Here is a 17,309-nt window from a genome sequence, read left to right on the forward strand (position 1 = left end):
TATTTTATTTAAAGTTGAATTTTACGGTTAGCATGACCTGGCTTGGGCGAAGCTGAATTTTCGTGTAAGAAGAACTATTTGTTGTTTGATTGATATTATAGGTTTCAAAGAATTTTCTGTTAGCAATATTCAACCATTTAATTTCAAAATCAATTTTCTTTTTAGACCATGAAAATTGGTAAGAAATATCATAGAACGCATTCTTATATTTATTACTTCCATCACTTGTATTTACCTGATCCCAATTGAATCCAATCGTATGGTCTTCTATAGGATAGAAATAAACTGCCAGATTGTGATTAAATCCTGTATTGACACCGAGTCTGCTCTGATTAGAACTCAAGCCTATATTATCTTGTTTGTTTCTTGATAAATTAAGTGTATAATCTAAACTCGCCCAGCTAAAATAGGTGTTATTGAACTTAAGTCCATAAGTCTGAGTATTGTTCTTGCTCAAATATTGAGTGCCATCCAAGAACGCATCACTTTTTGTCAATGTATTTCCATAGCTCACAGAAGCATTGGTCTTGAATTTTGGGAAGTATTTACCCACCTCAACATTAAATCTATTACTCTTTGAATGATTTTCTCTTTCAATGTATCGGATTAAAGTAGACCCCGTTGCTGCATCCAAAATTGGAGAAGAAAGCAAATTTCTTTTACTATCACTCAATGAATAATTAATATTAAAGAATAGATTGTTTAATGGATTTCTGTATTCAATTCTAGATCCTGCCATTTTTGACGTTATTTGAGGTATCGGGTTATTAGGATCCATTACATTAAATCCTCTAGGACTTAATAACATGTAACCTGCATAAGCCGTTTGAATATCTCCAAAATTATTGCTGATGTTTCCATTCAAACTTGCTTTCCAGAATGAAGCAAATGAATACTGAATAAAAGCATTTGGAGTAAACGTTGTCTTATTTAGTGATTTTGAAACTCCTCTTAAATCATCTTCAGCTTTAATGCTATTGAAATTTGCTGGAAAATTTGCAAAAATACTCCAAGATTCAGATTTATAATTAACACCTAGCGAAGCAGAAGGAACAATTTCTGTAAATTTCAGGTTGTTTTCATAAATACCATCATTGAAATTTGGTGGTACATCATTCGGCACAGAAGGATTTTGAATTGCTTGCCCATCAAAGTTTGTATTTAGCTTATCTGTAGAGAAATCAAATCCCACCTGAGGAGTGAATGTCCATCCTTTTTTAGAAAAACTAATATTTGCTGAATGTGAAGTATCTAAAGTTTTTAGTCTGAACTGTTGTAGCGCTAAAGTGCCTGGTGCAAAATTTACAATGCCATATCTATCTTTTTCGTTAGGATCGTTCGGGTTTACCTTTGGAAGTTTGTATGGCAACTGTAAATAACTTGCCGGATCTACTTTCAATGTTTGCTGATCATCCTGATAATTGATATATGATTTGAAATTCACCATCTTTTCTCCCCATGGAATAATAGTACTCAATGAGTTTTGGAAAGATGATGTTGGAGATTCCACTCCCTGATTTCCTGATCTTCCTGCTCTTTCAGCAAATGCTCTGTCTGCATTCCAGAACTGGCTGAAACTTGTGGTATTTTTAAAGAACCCTTTCTTAGCATTTTTGGTAAAGATTAATTCTCCTTTCAGTTTATCTGTATAAAAATTATTCCTTGTACTCATTATCACCGTGGACGGTTGTGGACGTCCTATGGTTGGAAAATAAGTTGTTTCTTTATAGTCTTCTCTTTCTACTGCATTGTTGGTATAATTTGCATTAATCTTCAATTCCCACTCTTTCTTTTTATCAATATTTGTTAAATAGTTTGCAGACAAATAGTGAACATTATTCATCAGATATCTTTTCACCGGCAAATTCGGAGTATCTGCATTCTCTACACTCAGCCAGTTATTTTGCGAGATATTACTTCTTCTTCCTTCCCATGAACTTCCAAACGCCAGAATATTCCCCTCATTTTCAACTTGCTCACCCATGTTATTGGTTTTATAATTGACTACCCATTGGCTTTTCTGTCCGAAAAACATGGGAGTCAGTTTTACATTCCAAAGCCATGGATCTCCAAAACCGGTTCCTACCTCACCTCTACCTGTCATGGTGACAGAGTTTTTAAGCTTGATATTGATAGCTGCCTGATCAGAAGGCACTTTGTCCTGAAGTATTTTTACCGGCTGGTGGTTCTCCAGAACTTCTACTTTCTGTACGGCATCTTTTGGAAGAGAGTTGTTGATGGTTCCATAACCTCCTTCCATAAGATCTTTTCCATTGACGTAGAATTTATTGATGGCATTCCCCTGGTAAAGAATTGTTCCGTCCTTGTTTACTTCAATTCCCGGAATCTTCTTCATTACATCCGCAAGGGTTCTGTCATTTTTACTATTGAAAGCCTTAAGATCATAAGAAATGGTATCACCTCTTGCGGTGATCATTTTGGTTTTCAGCTGTACTTCTTTAATTTCTGTAGCTTCAGACTGCATTTTAAAGTTCAGAGTCTGATCGCTGTTACTGATTTGCTTTGTAAGAGGTTTCTGATTGAACGCTTTCACTTTCAGATCCACATTGGATTCAGCGGAAGTGAAGGTTACTTTATATTCTCCTTTGGAGTTCGTAATAGCGTAAGCAAGAATAGCGTCTTTGCCGGGCTCTTCGATCGTCACACTGGCACTTGGTATCGCGACCCCATCATCATCGGTGATCTTTCCTGAAACCGTTTTCTGCGCAAAAGTAAACACAGTAAAGAATAGCATCAGAAATAAAGAAATATTTTTTTTCATACTTATTATTTGCTCAATTAGTTAATGGTTATTGTTTTTTGTTACACTTTTTATAAAGATGAGTTTTACGATTAAAGGTTAAATCTTTATCACTACAAACATAGTGATAATTTTTAAACTTTTGTTTTTCTATGAAAAAGAAATATATTAAAAAAGAATCAAAACGATTCGCCTTTTTTTTATGATATCTATTTCATGATAAGATGATCTTTGGCATATAGATTCTGCAAAAGAAGAGTTAAATTAATTTTTGATTTGTGTAACATAATATGAATAGGTTTTGTCTTAATGAAGGCATAAACAACAATTTTAAAGGGGAAGTAAGAAAATTGATATTTTTACTTATTCTAAATAGGAAAATCTGATTTGAATCATAGATTAAAAAAAAATTAAACACTGGTACATATATATATATTTAATAATTTTGTAACATAAAATTTATAAAATGGGAATTATTTTAAAGCCTATAGATGTTGTAGAAGACATTTCTAAAGAAGATTTCTACGAAAAATATCTGAAGCCAAGAAGGCCCGTTGTCATCAGAAATATGGCAAAAAAATGGCCTGCTTATCAAAAATGGACGATGGAATATATGAAGGAAGTTGTAGGAGATGTGGAAGTCCCTCTCTATGACAGCTCAAAGGCAGATCCTTCGGCTCCCATCAATGCATCAGCAGCAAAAATGAAGTTTGGAGATTATATCGATCTTATCCAGCGAGAGCCAACCGATCTTAGAATTTTTCTCTTCGACCCTATAAAATATGCCCCGAAATTGCTGGAAGATTATATTTCTCCTAAAGACCTGATGGGAGGATTCCTGGATAAATATCCGAATATGTTCTTTGGTGGAAAGGGATCAGTGACATTCCTTCACTTTGACATTGATATGGCTCATATTTTCCATACACACTTCAACGGAAGAAAACATATTCTTCTTTTTGATTACAAATGGAAAGAAAGACTGTATCAGATTCCGTACGCAACCTATGCCCTGGAAGATTATGATATTGAAAATCCTGACTTCACCAAGTTCCCTGCACTGGATGGTGTGGAAGGAATTGAGTGTTTCCTTGAACATGGAGATACATTGTTCATGCCTACCGGCTGGTGGCATTGGATGAAATATCTGGACGGAAGTTTCTCAATTTCTTTAAGAGCCTGGGACAAATCATGGGCTGTAAAAGCACATTCCCTATGGAATCTTACCGTACAGCGTAAATTTGACGACATCATGAAGTCTAATTTCAAAAAGAAATACATGGACTGGAAGGAGAAAATGGCGATCAAAAGAGCAGAAATAGCTTTGAAAAGAGGCTTACCAAGATAAACTAAAACAGGCGTTTCCATGGAAACGCCTGTTTTAGTTTATCTATTTATTATCAATTGATTACAACACTCTGTAAACCGGATACTTCCTAAAAGTTTTCTCTTCAAAATAAGGAGAATGCCTGTAGATCCAATCCAGTTGTGCAGTTCCATCTTCGGACAGTTTTTTGTCGGACGCTTTCGCTGCTTCAAAGGCTTCTTTCAGCTTTTTATCTTTTTTCAGGAGTTCGGCAGCTGTATCTTCGAAAATATAAGCAGAATAGTATTCTTTCTGCGCCAGAATTCCATCGAAGAAATTCCAGTTAAAAAATGAATCTAATGCCTCAGGCTCAAGAGTTTCTATAATATATTTTACCCCTGGCTGATCGGTAGTAACAAGATAATCCCCTGCCGAAAACAGCAAATTTTTAAGGGAAGCATCAACCGTCGTTTCAAAGTGCAGATAATGGCCTTCATAAGGGTTTTTAACGGTTTTAAAATCTTTGATTTTATAGGACTCAACAGACAAAGTGCTGTCTTTCTGCAAAGGACTCATCTGAATATTGTTTCTCTTCAATTCTTCAATTACACGATATTGTGATTGTGGAATGACATAATACTTCGGAATGGTAATATATCCCGTTGGAACAGCTGTTGTAAAAAGCTTGATGTTCTTTGTAAAAGGTTTATTACGGTCATAATACAGCCTTGGCTTCCCCGAAACTTCACTAGGTTTGTACTTTCCTTCGTAGCCCTTAAAATCCATCGTTGAAAATTTTGTTGAGTCTATTTTCCAGCGGATTCCATATTGTTTTCCGGCCTGATACTGTTTTAAATTTTCAATGCGGAGCTGCTTTATGGTATAATAATCTTTATCCAAATTCTGCAGGTTCACCAACATATATTTGTAGGTAGCATCTACCCTTTTATCATAAGGCTTCAACATATGGGTTTCCGGAACAGTTCCTAAGGAATTGAAAAGCGAAGTATATCCTGTAGAATATCTGGGAGAGTCTTCAAATGAGGCAAATCCTACTTCCGGAACATCTCCGTGAATGTTGACGTAAGGTGTACTTTCATACCCCAGCTTTTTCATATCTTCAAGATTTTTAGCCTGATAATCATTGTAGAAGTAATTCCCCAGAGTATTGCCCAGACGTTCTTTAAAAGTAGAAATATAGGTAAACGTATATTGATAATCGGCTCCGTTGCTAACATGATTATCAATAAAAACATCCGGTTTTAACCACTGGTAGATTTCCTGAAAGCTTCTGGCATTTTTGGAATCTGCCTTGATAAAATCTCTATTCAGATCATAATTTCTTGCATTTCCCCTGAAACCGTACTGCTCCGGTCCATTCTGATTGGCTCTCGAGTAAGATCCTCTGTTGAGCATTCCACTGACATTGTAAGCGGAAATAGCAGCAATAATAAAGTTCTGCGGAGTTTTAATTTTTTTAGCCGCAAGATCTCTCATCAGCATCATGGTAGCATCTATTCCATCCGGCTCTCCCGGGTGAATTCCATTGTTGACAAAAAGAATGGCTTTGTTTTTTCTTAATTTTTCAAGGTCTTTTTCAGGAAAAGGATTATAAACCACTACATAAATGGGTTTTCCATTGTCATCTTCTCCCTTTTTAAGGTATTGAATGGTATTGAAATTTTTAGCCAGATTCTGGTAATAGCTATTCATTTCATCGTAGGTAACAGTTTGATTTCCGTTTCCTTTTTCAAAAGGGGTCTGAAATGATTTTTGAGCCAAAAACAAGGTAGAACTCAGGGTGAATAAAAGATATTTCAGTTTCATTGAAGTCATATTTTCAGACTTTAAAATTAATCATCTTTTGTGAGAAACGGGGATGGGTTGACAGTCAAAATTGCAAAAGGTAAAATTGTTTTGCAGATAGAAACCTAACAGGTTTTGAAAACCTGTTAGGTTTGTTCTCAATAGTATTAATTTCTGCCCTTTTCTTCAGGATATAAGGAAGGAAGCGGATCACTTTGCCAGAATTCTTTGGAATCGATATCCATGATAGATAAAGATCCGGTATAAGCCGCTCCCGTGTCCATATTCCAGATATTGGCTTTGTTGGCAGGAGTTGCAATTCCTATTTCAATCGTAGGTGTATGCCCTATAAATATTTCATTGTATAAAAGCAGTCTCTTAGGATAAAGCTCTGAATTTTTCTGCAGTTTTTTATCCATTGCAACAGCCGTTTCCCAGAGGGTTCTGTCCCAGCGGTAATTACTGGAATATACTTCTCTTTCAGGGCCGTGCATGGAAGCGTATCCCGCATGAATAAACAACCGGTTCCGATCGTCGATATGATAGTTTTTCATCCTTTGAAAGAATTCCAGGTGAAGATCCAGTTCTTCCGGGAGATAATCTTTATAGCTCTCAACAGTACTCTTTCCACCATTAAAAAGCCAGACATCAGGGTTTTGCCCGAAAGCCATCCAATCTTCGCACCATGCATCGTGATTTCCTTTGATGAAGATACATTCCTGCTTTTTGGAAAGACCTATTAAAAAATGTATTATTTCAGAAGATTCACTCCATCCGTCTACATAATCTCCCAGGAAAATCAGCTGATCATTTGGCGTAACCTCAGCTCTTTCCAGAACCTGCTGTAAGGCTTTAAATCCTCCGTGAATGTCTCCAATTACAAGTTTTCTGTTCATTTTACTTTGAAATATATTTTGCATCTACAAAATCTGTCAACCAAACTCCGTTTGCAGATTGGTAGAAAGACAATCCTTCCTGATGCATGGTTCCGGTTCTGATCGTAAGAATCACAGGCTTGCCGTGTCTCATTCCGACCTTTGCAGCTGTCTCTTTATCAGCGCTTAAGTGCACATGCTGACGGCTTCTTTTTTCAATTCCTTTTTCTAAAATAGAAGAAATATTGGCTTTTGCTGTTCCATGGTACAGAAATTCCGGCGGTTGTATGGCTTCCAGCGCCAGATCGATATCAATAGAATGTCCCTGGCTTGCTCTGATCTTCGTTTTATCTTCGTTCAAAGCAAAACGCTTTTTGTTGTTCGTTTCTACCACCTCATCCAATTCTTCGGGAGTAAAATATATTCTTTTATTTGCTGACTTTTCCCGCAGTTCTTCTATATCTGCCCAACCGTTTTCATCGAGCGTAAGCCCAATGCTTTCAGGCTCATGCCGCAGGATCAGGCTTAAAAATTTACTTATTCTTTTCTTTTCTATTTCGTTCATGGGTTGTGTTTTAATTCATTAATTTTTGGTGTAATTTCTCACACAACGTTTCAATATCATCCTTTCTCACCAGCTCAGAAATCCATTCTTGTGGAATATTTTCATATCCATAATAAATTCCGGCAATCCCTCCTGTGATAGCTCCCGTTGTATCGGTATCTTCCCCGAGGTTGACGGCCTTCAAAACAGCTTCAGCATAGCATTCTGAGTTTAAAAAACACCATAGAGAGGCTTCAAGGCTGTGAAGAACATAGCCGCCACTCTTAATTTAATCTTCAGGATATTTGGAAATATCATTTTTTAAGATCCTTTTGAATAGTTCAATTTCATCAGGATTAAATCCTTGTTCTTCAGCATATTTTAAAGTGATATTCTGTGTTAGCTCATATGCTTCTTTTTTATTCTTTCCTTTCAACAGTTGAATGGCTAAAATGACATAGATGAAACAGGCAAAGACAGAACGGAAATGACCGTGAGTTATTGCGGAAACCTCTTTTACCGTCAGATACAGTTTCTGAATATCATTTTCCTTCTCAAGATAGAAAGCGAGGGGAAGAATTCTCATCAGAGAACCATTCCCGTTATCTTCTTCAAAAATATTTCCTGAAAATCGTGCACTCTCACCTTTGATTAATCTCGCCAGAGAATGTCTTGTCGTTCCTCCAATGTCAAAAAGCCTTCCATGGGCAGTCCAGTGACCGTATTTATTCCATTTTACGAAACTCTGTCCGATTTTTTCCAGATCATATCTTTTGGAAAGTTCATCAGCAAGGCAAAGTGTAAGAGAGCTGTCATCACTCCAGGTTCCTTTGGGTTGGTTCCATGACATATACTCCAGCATTTTTGTTACCGGAAAACGTTTTAAATCTTCTCTTTTTTTGAATTCCACCGGAACACCAAGGGCATCTCCAATACAAACGCCCATGATACCTGCTTTTACTTTATTTTCCATCAGGCAAGGTTGACCAATTTATCAAATAATAATTTCATCCCCTGAGTAGCAGTTTCTTTCATTACTACGGCTCTTTGTCCATAGCCAAACCCCGTTTCATTAGGATTGATGACAATTAAAAGGCAGTCATCTTTGATATCATGAATGAGTCCTGCTGCGGGATATACCTGCAAAGAAGTCCCGATAACCAGCAGAATATCCGATTCTTTTACAATTTCTCTTGCGGTCTGGTATAAAGGAACATCTTCTCCGAACCAAACGATAAAAGGCCTTAATTGTGCCCCATCTTCAGCTTTATCACCAATTTTAATATCCTTTTTTTGTTCATATATCAGGCTTTTATTGTTGCATGAGCATGATTTGAACAGTTCTCCGTGAATATGAAGAATCTTAGTAGATCCTGCTCTTTCGTGAAGGTCATCAATATTCTGGGTAATGATCTGAACATCAAAATATTTTTCCAGCTCTGCCAGTAAGTGATGCGCTTCGTTGGGCTGTACTTCATGCAGCTGCCTTCTTCTCTGGTTGTAAAATTCCAGCACCAGAGCTCTGTCTTTTTTCCAGCCTTCCGGACTTGCCACATCCGTAACATTATAATTTTCCCAGAGACCGTCTCCGTCTCTGAAGGTTTTTATTCCGCTTTCGGCACTGATTCCGGCGCCGCTTAATATGGTTAGTTTTTTCATGGGTTTAATCTAAAAACTTTTGGTAAATTATCTCATTTTCATCATCAAAGCAAACAAATATAACTTTCTCAATGATGTCTGATTTAAAATTTCTGACCGCATCTACAGCAATTTTTCCAGCCAGTTCTTTTGGAAACCTATAAACTCCCGTACTGATATTAGGAAAAGCAATGGTTTTCACACCAAGGCTTTCCGCTAATTTCAAAGAATTATGATAACAGTTTGCAAGAAGTTTTGATTCTTTCTCAGCATGACCATTCCAAACCGGGCCTACCGTATGAATAACATACTTTGCCGAAAGATTTCCAGCAGTAGTTACAACAGCTTCGCCAGTATTACACTTTCCTTGTCTGTTTCTGATTGCCCTGCATTCTTCCAATATCTTAGAACCTCCTGCCCGATGAATGGCACCATCAGCTCCACCTCCACCAAGTAAGGAAGAATTGGCTGCGTTGACAATAGCATCGGCCTTGATTTTTGTGATATCCCCTTTTATTAATTCAATTTTCATTGTATTTCTTCAAATGGTTTCAACATTTCTTCTTTCTTGGTAAGCACTGCAAAAACCACTCTTTTAAATTTATTTTTATATTTTCCCTGAAGATGCTTTTTAAATAATCCTGCAATTTCTTTTGGATCATTTTTAAAGACACCGCATCCCCAGGCTCCTAAAATCAGAACTTCATTTCCTTGTTGTAAAGCCAGTGAAAGCATTTTATCCATTCTAAGATCCATTGCATCAAGAATTTCATGTGCTCTTTCCGGTTCCAGACGTTTTACCACGCCTGCATTGACTGCCGGAGACGTGATGAAATTACACAGGACAGGCTTAGGAAGCAACTCTCCTTTATCTTTCCTGAAAACAGGAACTTTAGGACTGTAAATCATTGTATCCGTATAAAAACAGGATTCCATTGCACGGTGAATGGTATAATAATCCCATGCCTGAAGTAAGCTTTCATAAAGTCCGGAAGTTCTTGCCAGGCTTTCTTCCTGAGCTTCCGCACCGTTGATAAATCCTCCGCCTGGATTTTTTGCTGATGCAAAATTCAGACACATGATCTTCTCCTGATTTTCTTCTTCGGCTAATTGTAAAATTGCTTTTAAAGAACTGCACTTCCATGCTTCAATTTTTGTTTCAAAACTGATTTCCGGCAACGGAGATTCTATCATTTCAGAAAGCTGTTCCGTAGTGAAAAGAGAGGTTTCTTTCTTACTGATTTCCAGCTCGTTTTCTATATTTATTTTTTCGTTATGTTCGTTAATATAATATTTTTTAGCTAAGATATCCAAAGTATCTTTTGCCATTCCTTTATTAGTCATCGTTAGTTTTTTTATGTTGATCATCAAATCTTCCAACTCAGCACTTTGAAGCCTTCTTAAAGTCATCTCCTATAAAGACTTTGATTACTTTGATATCTCCTACAATTGCCTTATTAAAGCTGTTAAGATCTTCGGAAGGAACCCATAGTTCATTATGGTTTCTTGCTCCTACATTCTGAGCAGGATATTGAGCTGCTGCTTCTTCCAGTACATCAAACCGGGTTACGAAACCAAGATAGTTTCCGGCTTCGTCTCGGGTATTCCATTTTTCTGCAATCTCTGAAGCATATTCTTCATTAAGAGCTGGGTAAAAAATGGGCTGCCATTCCAGTCTTGGAGGAAATTTTTTAAATCCGCTTTTCATAATCAATATCATTTCTTTTTCTCCTACTGGTCTGTATAATGTTGTTGTTTTCATGACGTTCGTTATTTAGTTATACTGTGGCTCCAATTCTGTAAGCCAGCTCCTTTGACAGAGGATAATTTTTTTCTACCGGCAGCAGTTTCTTTGCCTTGTCGAATTCTCCCGACTTGGAAAGATTAAGAATCTTTTTAACCAAAGGAGAATAATCTTCGATTTTTACAATCCATTCTTCATTGAACTCCTCAATCAGTGAGCGGCTGATTCCTACCTGAATAGAACGGTAATTCAGTTTTGTTCCTTTAATATTCCTTTCAGGATCCCATTGCACATATATTCCGGCATTTTCAAAATCTTTTTCCCATTTTCGGGGATCGGGATAAACCCTTTTTTCAGGTGAAGTAAGAATTGCTTTGCTTAAGGCTTTCTCCCAGGCTTCTCTTTTAATATGTATGGCCAGGGTACATTCCTGATTGGGTTTCTGTCCATAGTTGCTGCGTTCCATCATCCAAAGAAAAGAAGGCTTTATCCAGGTCATCCTGTTGAATGAAAAAGGAGCTGTAAATTTCTGATTCTCTACGGCTGGTTTTGCAATTGCTTTATTATAGGCCTGATAGACGATCAGCGTGTCATTTTTATAATCTGCTCTTATTTCAAATTCTTTCATTGTTGGTTAATTTATTAAAAATCATACACATATACCTCCACATTCTTTACAAGCAATGTTCTTTCGATAATAGGTTCAATTTCTTCCCATTTTCCTCCTGCCAGTCCACATCCGATTCTTGGCATGTGAACGCTTGCATTCAGCAGCAAAGCTTCATTGGAAAGTTTTTCCAGAGCTTTTTCAATGGCATCATACCGAACAGGGACACCATTGCTTCCGGTTTTTATTCCTTTTTGCCCGATTATATTGGCTACAAAAATGTATTTTTCAACCTGAACCAATTGAATTTCTCCTAAAGCAAAATTATTTTTACTTCTGAAACGGTGCCAGTTTCTATATTCTTTTTCCGGCTCTTCCCATCTTTTGGAAACTGCCAGTACAAAACCTTTTCCCCAGCCTCCGATATCATTGCAGATGTGGGCGATGATTTTTGTTCCTTTGGCCTGTGGGACCGTAGCATCCCCTTTTAAATATTGTATCGTTTTCATGGTTATTTTCTTTTATTCTCTATCATTTCCTCCTCTCTAAATAAAATTAACATTTTTAACTACTGAATTTAAAAAATCCGCTTAAAATCTTTAGAATAAGGAGAATAGGATCCATAAGCGGCCTTCAATTCAATATCCAGATTTTCCAGTTTAAATTGTTCATCAATCTGATCCAGGCAAGTGATGACAAGATTCTTTTTAGTAGGAAATAGATAAGCTCCGTCCAATTTCAAGGCATAATTCAACAGTTGATAATCTATTTCCCCTGTTCTCAGCTCCTTCTGATATTCATTAAATATACAGGTTTCCTCTTCATTATTTCTAAGTTTCATTTCTTTTTCATTGCTCATCCAGCCGTTTCCGTGGCGGGTTGCATAACTTCTGGTGACATAATACATTTCAACGTCTTCAATTTTTAAAAGCCTACAGATCTCAAAGGCATTTTTTGAAGTGGTATAAGCATAGGTCACATTGGGAAAAACGCCGTGGTCCATATCGAGTAAAATACCCTGGCTTCCTTCAAAAATAAGGTGATCGAAGTTAGCCAGATAGTTATAGTCACTTATTTTCCAATCCATACTGTCAATAGCATCTAGAAAAGGCTGTAAAAGTTCACTAATTTCGTTTTCATCTATAAAGCCATAATAATAGGCAATTCCTTTCAGCTTTTCCATCAGCATCTCTCTGGGCGCAATCAGGTCTGCAGCAAATAGTTTATAAGGGCTTTCGTGTCTTTTCATCGTGGCTCCTACTCCTTTTCCACAGGTTCCGTGTTCCAGATTACGGGCACTTGTTCTGTTCTGCCATACATCGAAAGGAGTTGTAATTTTTGCCAATGGATGGATATGGAGCTCAATATTTCCGTTCTTTGCTTTTAGCTCTTCTCTTTCATTCAGTAGAAAACCCGGATGAATCGTACAATGCTCTGTAAAGTAAGAAGGCAGACCGCGAAGTGCACCGCTTGCAAAACTGGAATGCACATGCTTTCTTTCATCAATCATTACAGTATGAGCAGCCTGCTGACCTCCTGAAAATCTGATCACAACAGCCTCCGGATTCTGAGAAGCCAGAAAATCTGTGGTAATTCCTTTTCCTTCATCACCAAAACCAAGTCCTATTACGATTTGCGCCTTTTTCATCTCTTTTTATTTTTTTAAACCTTAATCACCACTTTATCAATTTACTACTGGTATTCAGAAATTCTAAAGCATCTGAAACTGATCCACCCCTCCTGTTCCTGGTGTCCCAAAGGTTTGATCTTTAAATTTATCACAGATAATGTTTTTAATAACATTCGGAATTTCTCTGTGATCTGCTATGGAAATACAGTTTTGTCCTAATAATTCTTTCCAGCCTCTGTCTGCTCTCAGTGCCTGATCCGAATGTAAAACACTGATGTGGTATACTTCGTATCTTTTCTGTGCTTCTTCCAGCAGTTCAAAATGAGTATAGGTTTGCTGCCCTTTTCCCATAATTTCCCTGATGGCGGAAGCGGGAAGTGTTTTTAAACAAGGCTCATCCCCTACGGTAAACAGCAGTCCTTTTTGTTTTCTCTTTTCAAAGGCATCTGTTCTTGTGTGAAATGCTGCAAAATACCACGCTAAAAGATAACTTTCACCTGCATTTCCACCTCCTCCGGATTCAATATAGGTTCGGGTAAGCCACATATCCAGTTCTGCATCTCCTGATTCGAACTGTCCCACCTGAAGCGGATAGCCATCACATTCATGATCTCCGATTCCAAGGAACAATAAGGCCGGATCGGGAACGCCTCCCTGGATGATTCCGCCCATCAGTTTTGGCAATCCATCTCTGATTAACTCGTGAGGGATATGTCCCATACTTCCGGTAACATCTAATCCTAAAATAATGGGAACTGAATTGGGATGAACTTCCGAATCCCGGGATTCCCTGAAAGAAATTCCATGTGGATTCATCGATTCATGAGCCATTCTTTTGGCATTCTGGGTGAAAATTTCCCCTGCGGTTTTTGTTCCGTAACCTGCTTTTCTTGCTCTGTCATAACGCGCGTCTAAATCGTATCTTGTACTTCCCATGACTATAATTTTTTTCCAAATAAATATTCAAATCTCTTTTGGGTAACTTCGAGCTGAATATTCAGATTTCTGATTGTTAATGATAATTCCATGTCTTTCTGAACGAATGCTTCAGGATTGAAATCCACAAAAGTCAGACTGTTCCTGTCCAAAGGACTGATATCAATAAGCCCTTCCTGTTCACGCTCGAGCCTTTTGATTTTTAGTTCGATATCTTCCACTCTGCGCCTGTAGATCAATTCGGAACCTGCCCCGATGATCCTTGCACGGTCTTCTCTGATCTGATCATTATTTCTTTGTAATGATTCGATAAATCTGGGTTTTAATTCATCTTCCATGATCAAATATTTTTATTTGTGTTAATATTACACTAATTAAACAAGACATAGTAAAGCCTTTATCTTTTAAGAATGATTATTCCCTGTAATACATGATATCCGTTCTTAGAACATACTTTACTCCACTAATTAAAGTTTTTCCTTCGTGTCTCAGCGGATGGTGAAAAATAAGCGCTGTTCCTTTTTTAGGAGCTACAGTAAACAGATTTTCAAATTCTGTTTCACCTCCTTCAAAATCATCATTCAGATAGATCATAAAAGTGTAAAAGCTTTTCTCTCTTTCATTTCGGATATAACTTCCGTCTCTGTGCATTTTGAACTGCTGCCCGGGAGCATATTTATAAACTCTGAGCATTTCATTAAAGGTAAGAATCTGATATCCATCATGTTCCTGAGGTAAAAATTCCACAGCCTTGTTAAAAAGCTCTTCAGCGATTGTTGTATCAAAAATCATCAGCCGGTCATTATTTCTGATCCCTTTATTCATCTGCTGGCGTCCGAATACATTGATCTTTGCTTCTTCAAAGACTTTTTCCTGTGAAAGACTGATATAATGATCACATTCAGCTTCGGTCAGAAAATCTTCAATCAGAAATATCTGTGGGTGTAATTCTATTTTTTCCATAATTAATATTTTGTGCCTGGTTGTGTTTTTACCTTCTTAATTCATCCCTTACTTCCATCAAAGCAAATCCTAACAGGTTTTCTCCGTTCCATAATAAAGGGTTTTCAGCTCTGCTGTCCGTTTCCAGCATCCCGATTCCCCAGATTCTATCATAAGGACTTGCCTCCACTAAAACTTTGTCTCCGGTTGACAAAAGAAAGTCCTTAAATTTCTGATTTTGAGAGAATTTCAAAAGATTTCCCTGAGTTACAATCTGATATTTATGTTCATCCCAAAGTTTCGGGTCAAAGTTTTTCACTTTCCGTCCGAGAGCTTTTGCCTGATTCGGAGTAGCGGCTTTTAAAATTTCCTTTTCCATTTCAGCATCATTAAATAATCTTGCTTTTGCAGCCATCATATAATGTTCTGCTGTTCTATAGGTAATTCCGTTTTCTTCAAAACTTCCTGGAAACCATTGGCTGAAACATGATTTGGTAACAATATCTTTTGCCGTGTGTCCCCAGAAAAAGAGATATTTTATCTTTTCCTTTTTTTGAAAGCGTTCTATAATATTTTGTAAGGTATATTTCATGATTGCGTTATTTTGACACAAATTTAAAAGAATATCAGCCTTTGGACCAAATTTATTTGTGTTAATTTTACGCTAACAAATATAATTAATTGATTTACAGTAATAAAGATTTAATCTTAACAAACACGAATAACACAAACTTTAATCACAAATGACACAAATTTGATAGGTTTTAGCTAAAAACTGGTGGAATTTGATCTTAAAAATTGTTACTACGTCCATGTCATTCTAAACATCGACTCAATGTCTGCGAACAGAGTTCAAAGATGTCGTAAAGAATTTAATAGATTAACAAAATTGAGATTCTTCCTTCGTCAGAATGACAAAGGTCAATAATATGACATTTGATACAAGTATTTTCTATTGAATAAATTTTTATGGATATATATTAGAGCACAATTCTTGTGCGCTAATTATTTGTGAAAATTAGTGCCAAATTATTAGTGAAATTTGTGTTTAGATATAACTATTTAATTTCAAAATAAAAGCCCTGTTCTTCCAGCTCTTTATATTTTTCTTTATTGAAAGTAAAAAGTTTCCCGGGTCTGCCGCTACCTTCTTTTTTAACGTTATTGGTTTCGTTCAGGAGTCCGTAGCTCATGATTTTCTTGCGGAAATTTCTTCTGTCAATTTCCTGTCCGACAATTGTTTTATAAAGGTTTTCAAGATCTGAAAAAGGGAATTCTTCATTGAGAAGATTGAAGCCTATTGGCTGGTATTGAATTTTTGTGCGAAGTCTTTTTAGAGCAGTCTCAATGATTGTTTTATGATCAAAGGCTAGTGAAGGAAGTTTATTAATGCTGAACCATTGTGCATCTTCCGCATCCGAATCGGCAAACAGCTCATAATAAGAAGGGTTTACAAGCCCTAAATAAGCCACAGAAACCACTCTGTTTCTCGGATCACGACCCAGATTACCAAAAGTATACAGTTGCTCCAAAAAATCGGGTTTTATGCCGGCTTCTTCGTAAAGTTCTCTTTTTACGGCATCATCTACACTTTCATCATCAAGAACAAGACCTCCCGGAAGGGCCCAACCTCCTTTAAAAGGCTCAATATTTCTTTTAATCAGAAGGATCTGAAGATCTTTTTTATCAAAATATCCAAAGATAACGGCATCTACAGCCACTTTTATATCCTGTAATTTTTTTGGAGACTCCATAATTTGATTTGCGTTGTGAATACACAAAGTTACAATTTATGCCTGTATTAAAAAAAATTTTAATTAACATAAAAGTTCTTACCTTTAAGTTATCTTTCTAACCATCTTAAAACTAAATTATTATGAAAAATTTATTAACAATTCTTTCTGCAGCTTTCTTGTTAATAGCTTGCGAGAAAGGAAAAACGACAGCTGCCACTGCTTCTGAAAAAACAGATTCAGCTTCTACATCTGAATGGAAACCTGTAGATTCGGCAACCGCAATGAAAGACTGGATGGCGTACTCAACTCCGGGAGAAATGCAGAAAATGCTTGCAAAGTCTGATGGAACCTGGACAGGTGAAACGACAATGTGGATGGAAAACGGAGCAAAACCTATGATGAGTAAATCTGAGGCGACCAATAAAATGATGTTTGGCGGACGTTATCAGATCACTAATCATAAAGGTGACTTTATGGGGATGCCTTTTGAAGGAATGAGTATTGTGGGATATGATAACGCAAAGAAAAAGTTTGTCAGTACATGGATCGACAATATGGGAACCGGAATTATGCACAGCGAAGGCGACTGGAATCCTTCCACAAAATCAGTTGAGTTTAAAGGAAAAATGACAGATCCTTCAAGACCTGGAAAAGACTGTGATTTCAGAGAAGTATTCACTTTTGTGGATGATAATACTCAAAAGCTTGAAATGTACGGCCCTGATTCCAAGACCGGAAAGGAATATAAAACCATGGAAATAAAATATACGCGTAAAAAATAATC

General features: G+C 36.9%; 18 protein-coding genes and 1 pseudogene. 2 read left to right on the forward strand and 17 right to left on the reverse strand.

Annotated elements, in window-relative coordinates; genetic code table 11:
- Window positions 1-4: 4 nt before the first annotated feature.
- Complete coding sequence (locus AC5YGI_RS21725) at window positions 5-2,782, reverse strand: carboxypeptidase-like regulatory domain-containing protein (protein ID WP_496169788.1); 2,778 nt, start codon at window positions 2,780-2,782, stop codon at window positions 5-7.
- 445 nt (window positions 2,783-3,227) lie between these two features.
- Between AC5YGI_RS21725 and AC5YGI_RS21730 the strand changes: the two genes are divergently transcribed.
- Window positions 3,228-4,109: a cupin-like domain-containing protein gene (locus tag AC5YGI_RS21730; protein WP_110008924.1), complete on the forward strand. Its 882-nt coding sequence runs from the start codon at window positions 3,228-3,230 to the stop codon at window positions 4,107-4,109.
- 60 nt (window positions 4,110-4,169) lie between these two features.
- Here AC5YGI_RS21730 and AC5YGI_RS21735 read toward each other — a convergent pair whose 3' ends face one another.
- The 16 genes and pseudogenes from AC5YGI_RS21735 to AC5YGI_RS21810 form a co-directional block, all read right to left on the reverse strand.
- Entirely contained in the window at window positions 4,170-5,894 is a 1,725-nt protein-coding gene (locus tag AC5YGI_RS21735) for a M14 family metallopeptidase (protein ID WP_496169789.1), read from the reverse strand.
- Between the two features lie 146 nt (window positions 5,895-6,040).
- Window positions 6,041-6,769 (reverse strand): metallophosphoesterase family protein, encoded by a 729-nt coding sequence (locus tag AC5YGI_RS21740; protein ID WP_496169790.1) that lies wholly within the window; start codon window positions 6,767-6,769, stop codon window positions 6,041-6,043.
- Between the two features lies 1 nt (window position 6,770).
- Complete coding sequence (locus AC5YGI_RS21745; protein ID WP_330744729.1) at window positions 6,771-7,313, reverse strand: RNA 2'-phosphotransferase; 543 nt, start codon at window positions 7,311-7,313, stop codon at window positions 6,771-6,773.
- 10 nt (window positions 7,314-7,323) lie between these two features.
- A pseudogene (locus tag AC5YGI_RS21750) lies at window positions 7,324-8,265 on the reverse strand (ADP-ribosylglycohydrolase family protein).
- On the reverse strand, window positions 8,265-8,951 hold the full coding sequence (locus AC5YGI_RS21755) for an SIR2 family NAD-dependent protein deacylase (RefSeq protein WP_330744730.1): 687 nt from the start codon (window positions 8,949-8,951) through the stop codon (window positions 8,265-8,267). The pseudogene AC5YGI_RS21750 and the gene AC5YGI_RS21755 overlap by 1 nt, the downstream one beginning before the upstream one ends.
- Window positions 8,952-8,955: 4 nt before the next feature.
- Complete coding sequence (locus AC5YGI_RS21760; RefSeq protein WP_330744731.1) at window positions 8,956-9,462, reverse strand: O-acetyl-ADP-ribose deacetylase; 507 nt, start codon at window positions 9,460-9,462, stop codon at window positions 8,956-8,958.
- Window positions 9,459-10,274, reverse strand: coding sequence for a TIGR02452 family protein (locus tag AC5YGI_RS21765; RefSeq protein ID WP_496169791.1), 816 nt, complete (start codon window positions 10,272-10,274; stop codon window positions 9,459-9,461). The genes AC5YGI_RS21760 and AC5YGI_RS21765 overlap by 4 nt, the downstream gene beginning before the upstream one ends.
- Before the next feature lie 37 nt (window positions 10,275-10,311).
- On the reverse strand, window positions 10,312-10,692 hold the full coding sequence (locus AC5YGI_RS21770; RefSeq protein ID WP_330744733.1) for an ADP-ribosylation/crystallin J1: 381 nt from the start codon (window positions 10,690-10,692) through the stop codon (window positions 10,312-10,314).
- Window positions 10,693-10,708: 16 nt separating this feature from the next.
- The gene (locus AC5YGI_RS21775; RefSeq protein ID WP_330744734.1) at window positions 10,709-11,302 is read right to left on the reverse strand and encodes a DUF4291 domain-containing protein; all 594 of its coding nucleotides are present in this window, start codon (window positions 11,300-11,302) and stop codon (window positions 10,709-10,711) included.
- Between the two features lie 14 nt (window positions 11,303-11,316).
- Window positions 11,317-11,790 (reverse strand): macro domain-containing protein, encoded by a 474-nt coding sequence (locus AC5YGI_RS21780; protein WP_330744735.1) that lies wholly within the window; start codon window positions 11,788-11,790, stop codon window positions 11,317-11,319.
- Window positions 11,791-11,858: 68 nt separating this feature from the next.
- Window positions 11,859-12,929 carry an adenylosuccinate synthetase gene (locus AC5YGI_RS21785; RefSeq protein WP_496169792.1) on the reverse strand — a complete coding sequence of 357 codons (1,071 nt, stop codon included), beginning with the start codon at window positions 12,927-12,929 and terminating at the stop codon, window positions 11,859-11,861.
- 63 nt (window positions 12,930-12,992) lie between these two features.
- Window positions 12,993-13,847: a hypothetical protein gene (locus tag AC5YGI_RS21790; protein ID WP_330744737.1), complete on the reverse strand. Its 855-nt coding sequence runs from the start codon at window positions 13,845-13,847 to the stop codon at window positions 12,993-12,995.
- A 2-nt stretch (window positions 13,848-13,849) separates the two neighbouring features.
- Window positions 13,850-14,185, reverse strand: a complete 336-nt coding sequence (locus AC5YGI_RS21795) for a hypothetical protein (RefSeq protein ID WP_330744738.1) — start codon at window positions 14,183-14,185, stop codon at window positions 13,850-13,852.
- Between the two features lie 76 nt (window positions 14,186-14,261).
- Window positions 14,262-14,810, reverse strand: coding sequence for a 2OG-Fe(II) oxygenase (locus AC5YGI_RS21800; protein WP_330744739.1), 549 nt, complete (start codon window positions 14,808-14,810; stop codon window positions 14,262-14,264).
- Window positions 14,811-14,838: 28 nt separating this feature from the next.
- Complete coding sequence (ybiA, locus tag AC5YGI_RS21805; protein WP_330744740.1) at window positions 14,839-15,381, reverse strand: riboflavin biosynthesis intermediates N-glycosidase; 543 nt, start codon at window positions 15,379-15,381, stop codon at window positions 14,839-14,841.
- A gap of 466 nt (window positions 15,382-15,847) precedes the next feature.
- A complete protein-coding gene (locus AC5YGI_RS21810; protein ID WP_330744741.1) occupies window positions 15,848-16,543 on the reverse strand; it encodes an NUDIX hydrolase in 696 nt (231 codons plus the stop codon).
- A gap of 122 nt (window positions 16,544-16,665) precedes the next feature.
- On the opposite strand from AC5YGI_RS21810, the gene AC5YGI_RS21815 reads away from it, so the two are divergent.
- On the forward strand, window positions 16,666-17,307 hold the full coding sequence (locus AC5YGI_RS21815; protein WP_330744742.1) for a DUF1579 domain-containing protein: 642 nt from the start codon (window positions 16,666-16,668) through the stop codon (window positions 17,305-17,307).
- Window positions 17,308-17,309: the final 2 nt, after the last annotated feature.

The sequence above is a fragment of the Chryseobacterium sp. CS3K3.1 genome, assembly GCF_059515165.1.

Coding starts and splice junctions, on each gene's coding strand:
- AC5YGI_RS21815 (WP_330744742.1), top strand. CDS start 16,666: ATGAAAAATTTATTAACAATTCTTTCTGCAGCTTTCTTGTTAATAGCT.
- AC5YGI_RS21745 (WP_330744729.1), bottom strand. CDS start 7,313: ATGAACGAAATAGAAAAGAAAAGAATAAGTAAATTTTTAAGCCTGATC.
- AC5YGI_RS21765 (WP_496169791.1), bottom strand. CDS start 10,274: ATGACTAATAAAGGAATGGCAAAAGATACTTTGGATATCTTAGCTAAA.
- AC5YGI_RS21735 (WP_496169789.1), bottom strand. CDS start 5,894: ATGAAACTGAAATATCTTTTATTCACCCTGAGTTCTACCTTGTTTTTG.
- AC5YGI_RS21770 (WP_330744733.1), bottom strand. CDS start 10,692: ATGAAAACAACAACATTATACAGACCAGTAGGAGAAAAAGAAATGATA.
- AC5YGI_RS21730 (WP_110008924.1), top strand. CDS start 3,228: ATGGGAATTATTTTAAAGCCTATAGATGTTGTAGAAGACATTTCTAAA.
- AC5YGI_RS21740 (WP_496169790.1), bottom strand. CDS start 6,769: ATGAACAGAAAACTTGTAATTGGAGACATTCACGGAGGATTTAAAGCC.
- AC5YGI_RS21785 (WP_496169792.1), bottom strand. CDS start 12,929: ATGAAAAAGGCGCAAATCGTAATAGGACTTGGTTTTGGTGATGAAGGA.
- AC5YGI_RS21725 (WP_496169788.1), bottom strand. CDS start 2,782: ATGAAAAAAAATATTTCTTTATTTCTGATGCTATTCTTTACTGTGTTT.
- AC5YGI_RS21790 (WP_330744737.1), bottom strand. CDS start 13,847: ATGGGAAGTACAAGATACGATTTAGACGCGCGTTATGACAGAGCAAGA.
- ybiA (WP_330744740.1), bottom strand. CDS start 15,381: ATGAAATATACCTTACAAAATATTATAGAACGCTTTCAAAAAAAGGAA.
- AC5YGI_RS21800 (WP_330744739.1), bottom strand. CDS start 14,810: ATGGAAAAAATAGAATTACACCCACAGATATTTCTGATTGAAGATTTT.
- AC5YGI_RS21795 (WP_330744738.1), bottom strand. CDS start 14,185: ATGGAAGATGAATTAAAACCCAGATTTATCGAATCATTACAAAGAAAT.
- AC5YGI_RS21810 (WP_330744741.1), bottom strand. CDS start 16,543: ATGGAGTCTCCAAAAAAATTACAGGATATAAAAGTGGCTGTAGATGCC.
- AC5YGI_RS21780 (WP_330744735.1), bottom strand. CDS start 11,790: ATGAAAACGATACAATATTTAAAAGGGGATGCTACGGTCCCACAGGCC.
- AC5YGI_RS21760 (WP_330744731.1), bottom strand. CDS start 9,462: ATGAAAATTGAATTAATAAAAGGGGATATCACAAAAATCAAGGCCGAT.
- AC5YGI_RS21775 (WP_330744734.1), bottom strand. CDS start 11,302: ATGAAAGAATTTGAAATAAGAGCAGATTATAAAAATGACACGCTGATC.
- AC5YGI_RS21755 (WP_330744730.1), bottom strand. CDS start 8,951: ATGAAAAAACTAACCATATTAAGCGGCGCCGGAATCAGTGCCGAAAGC.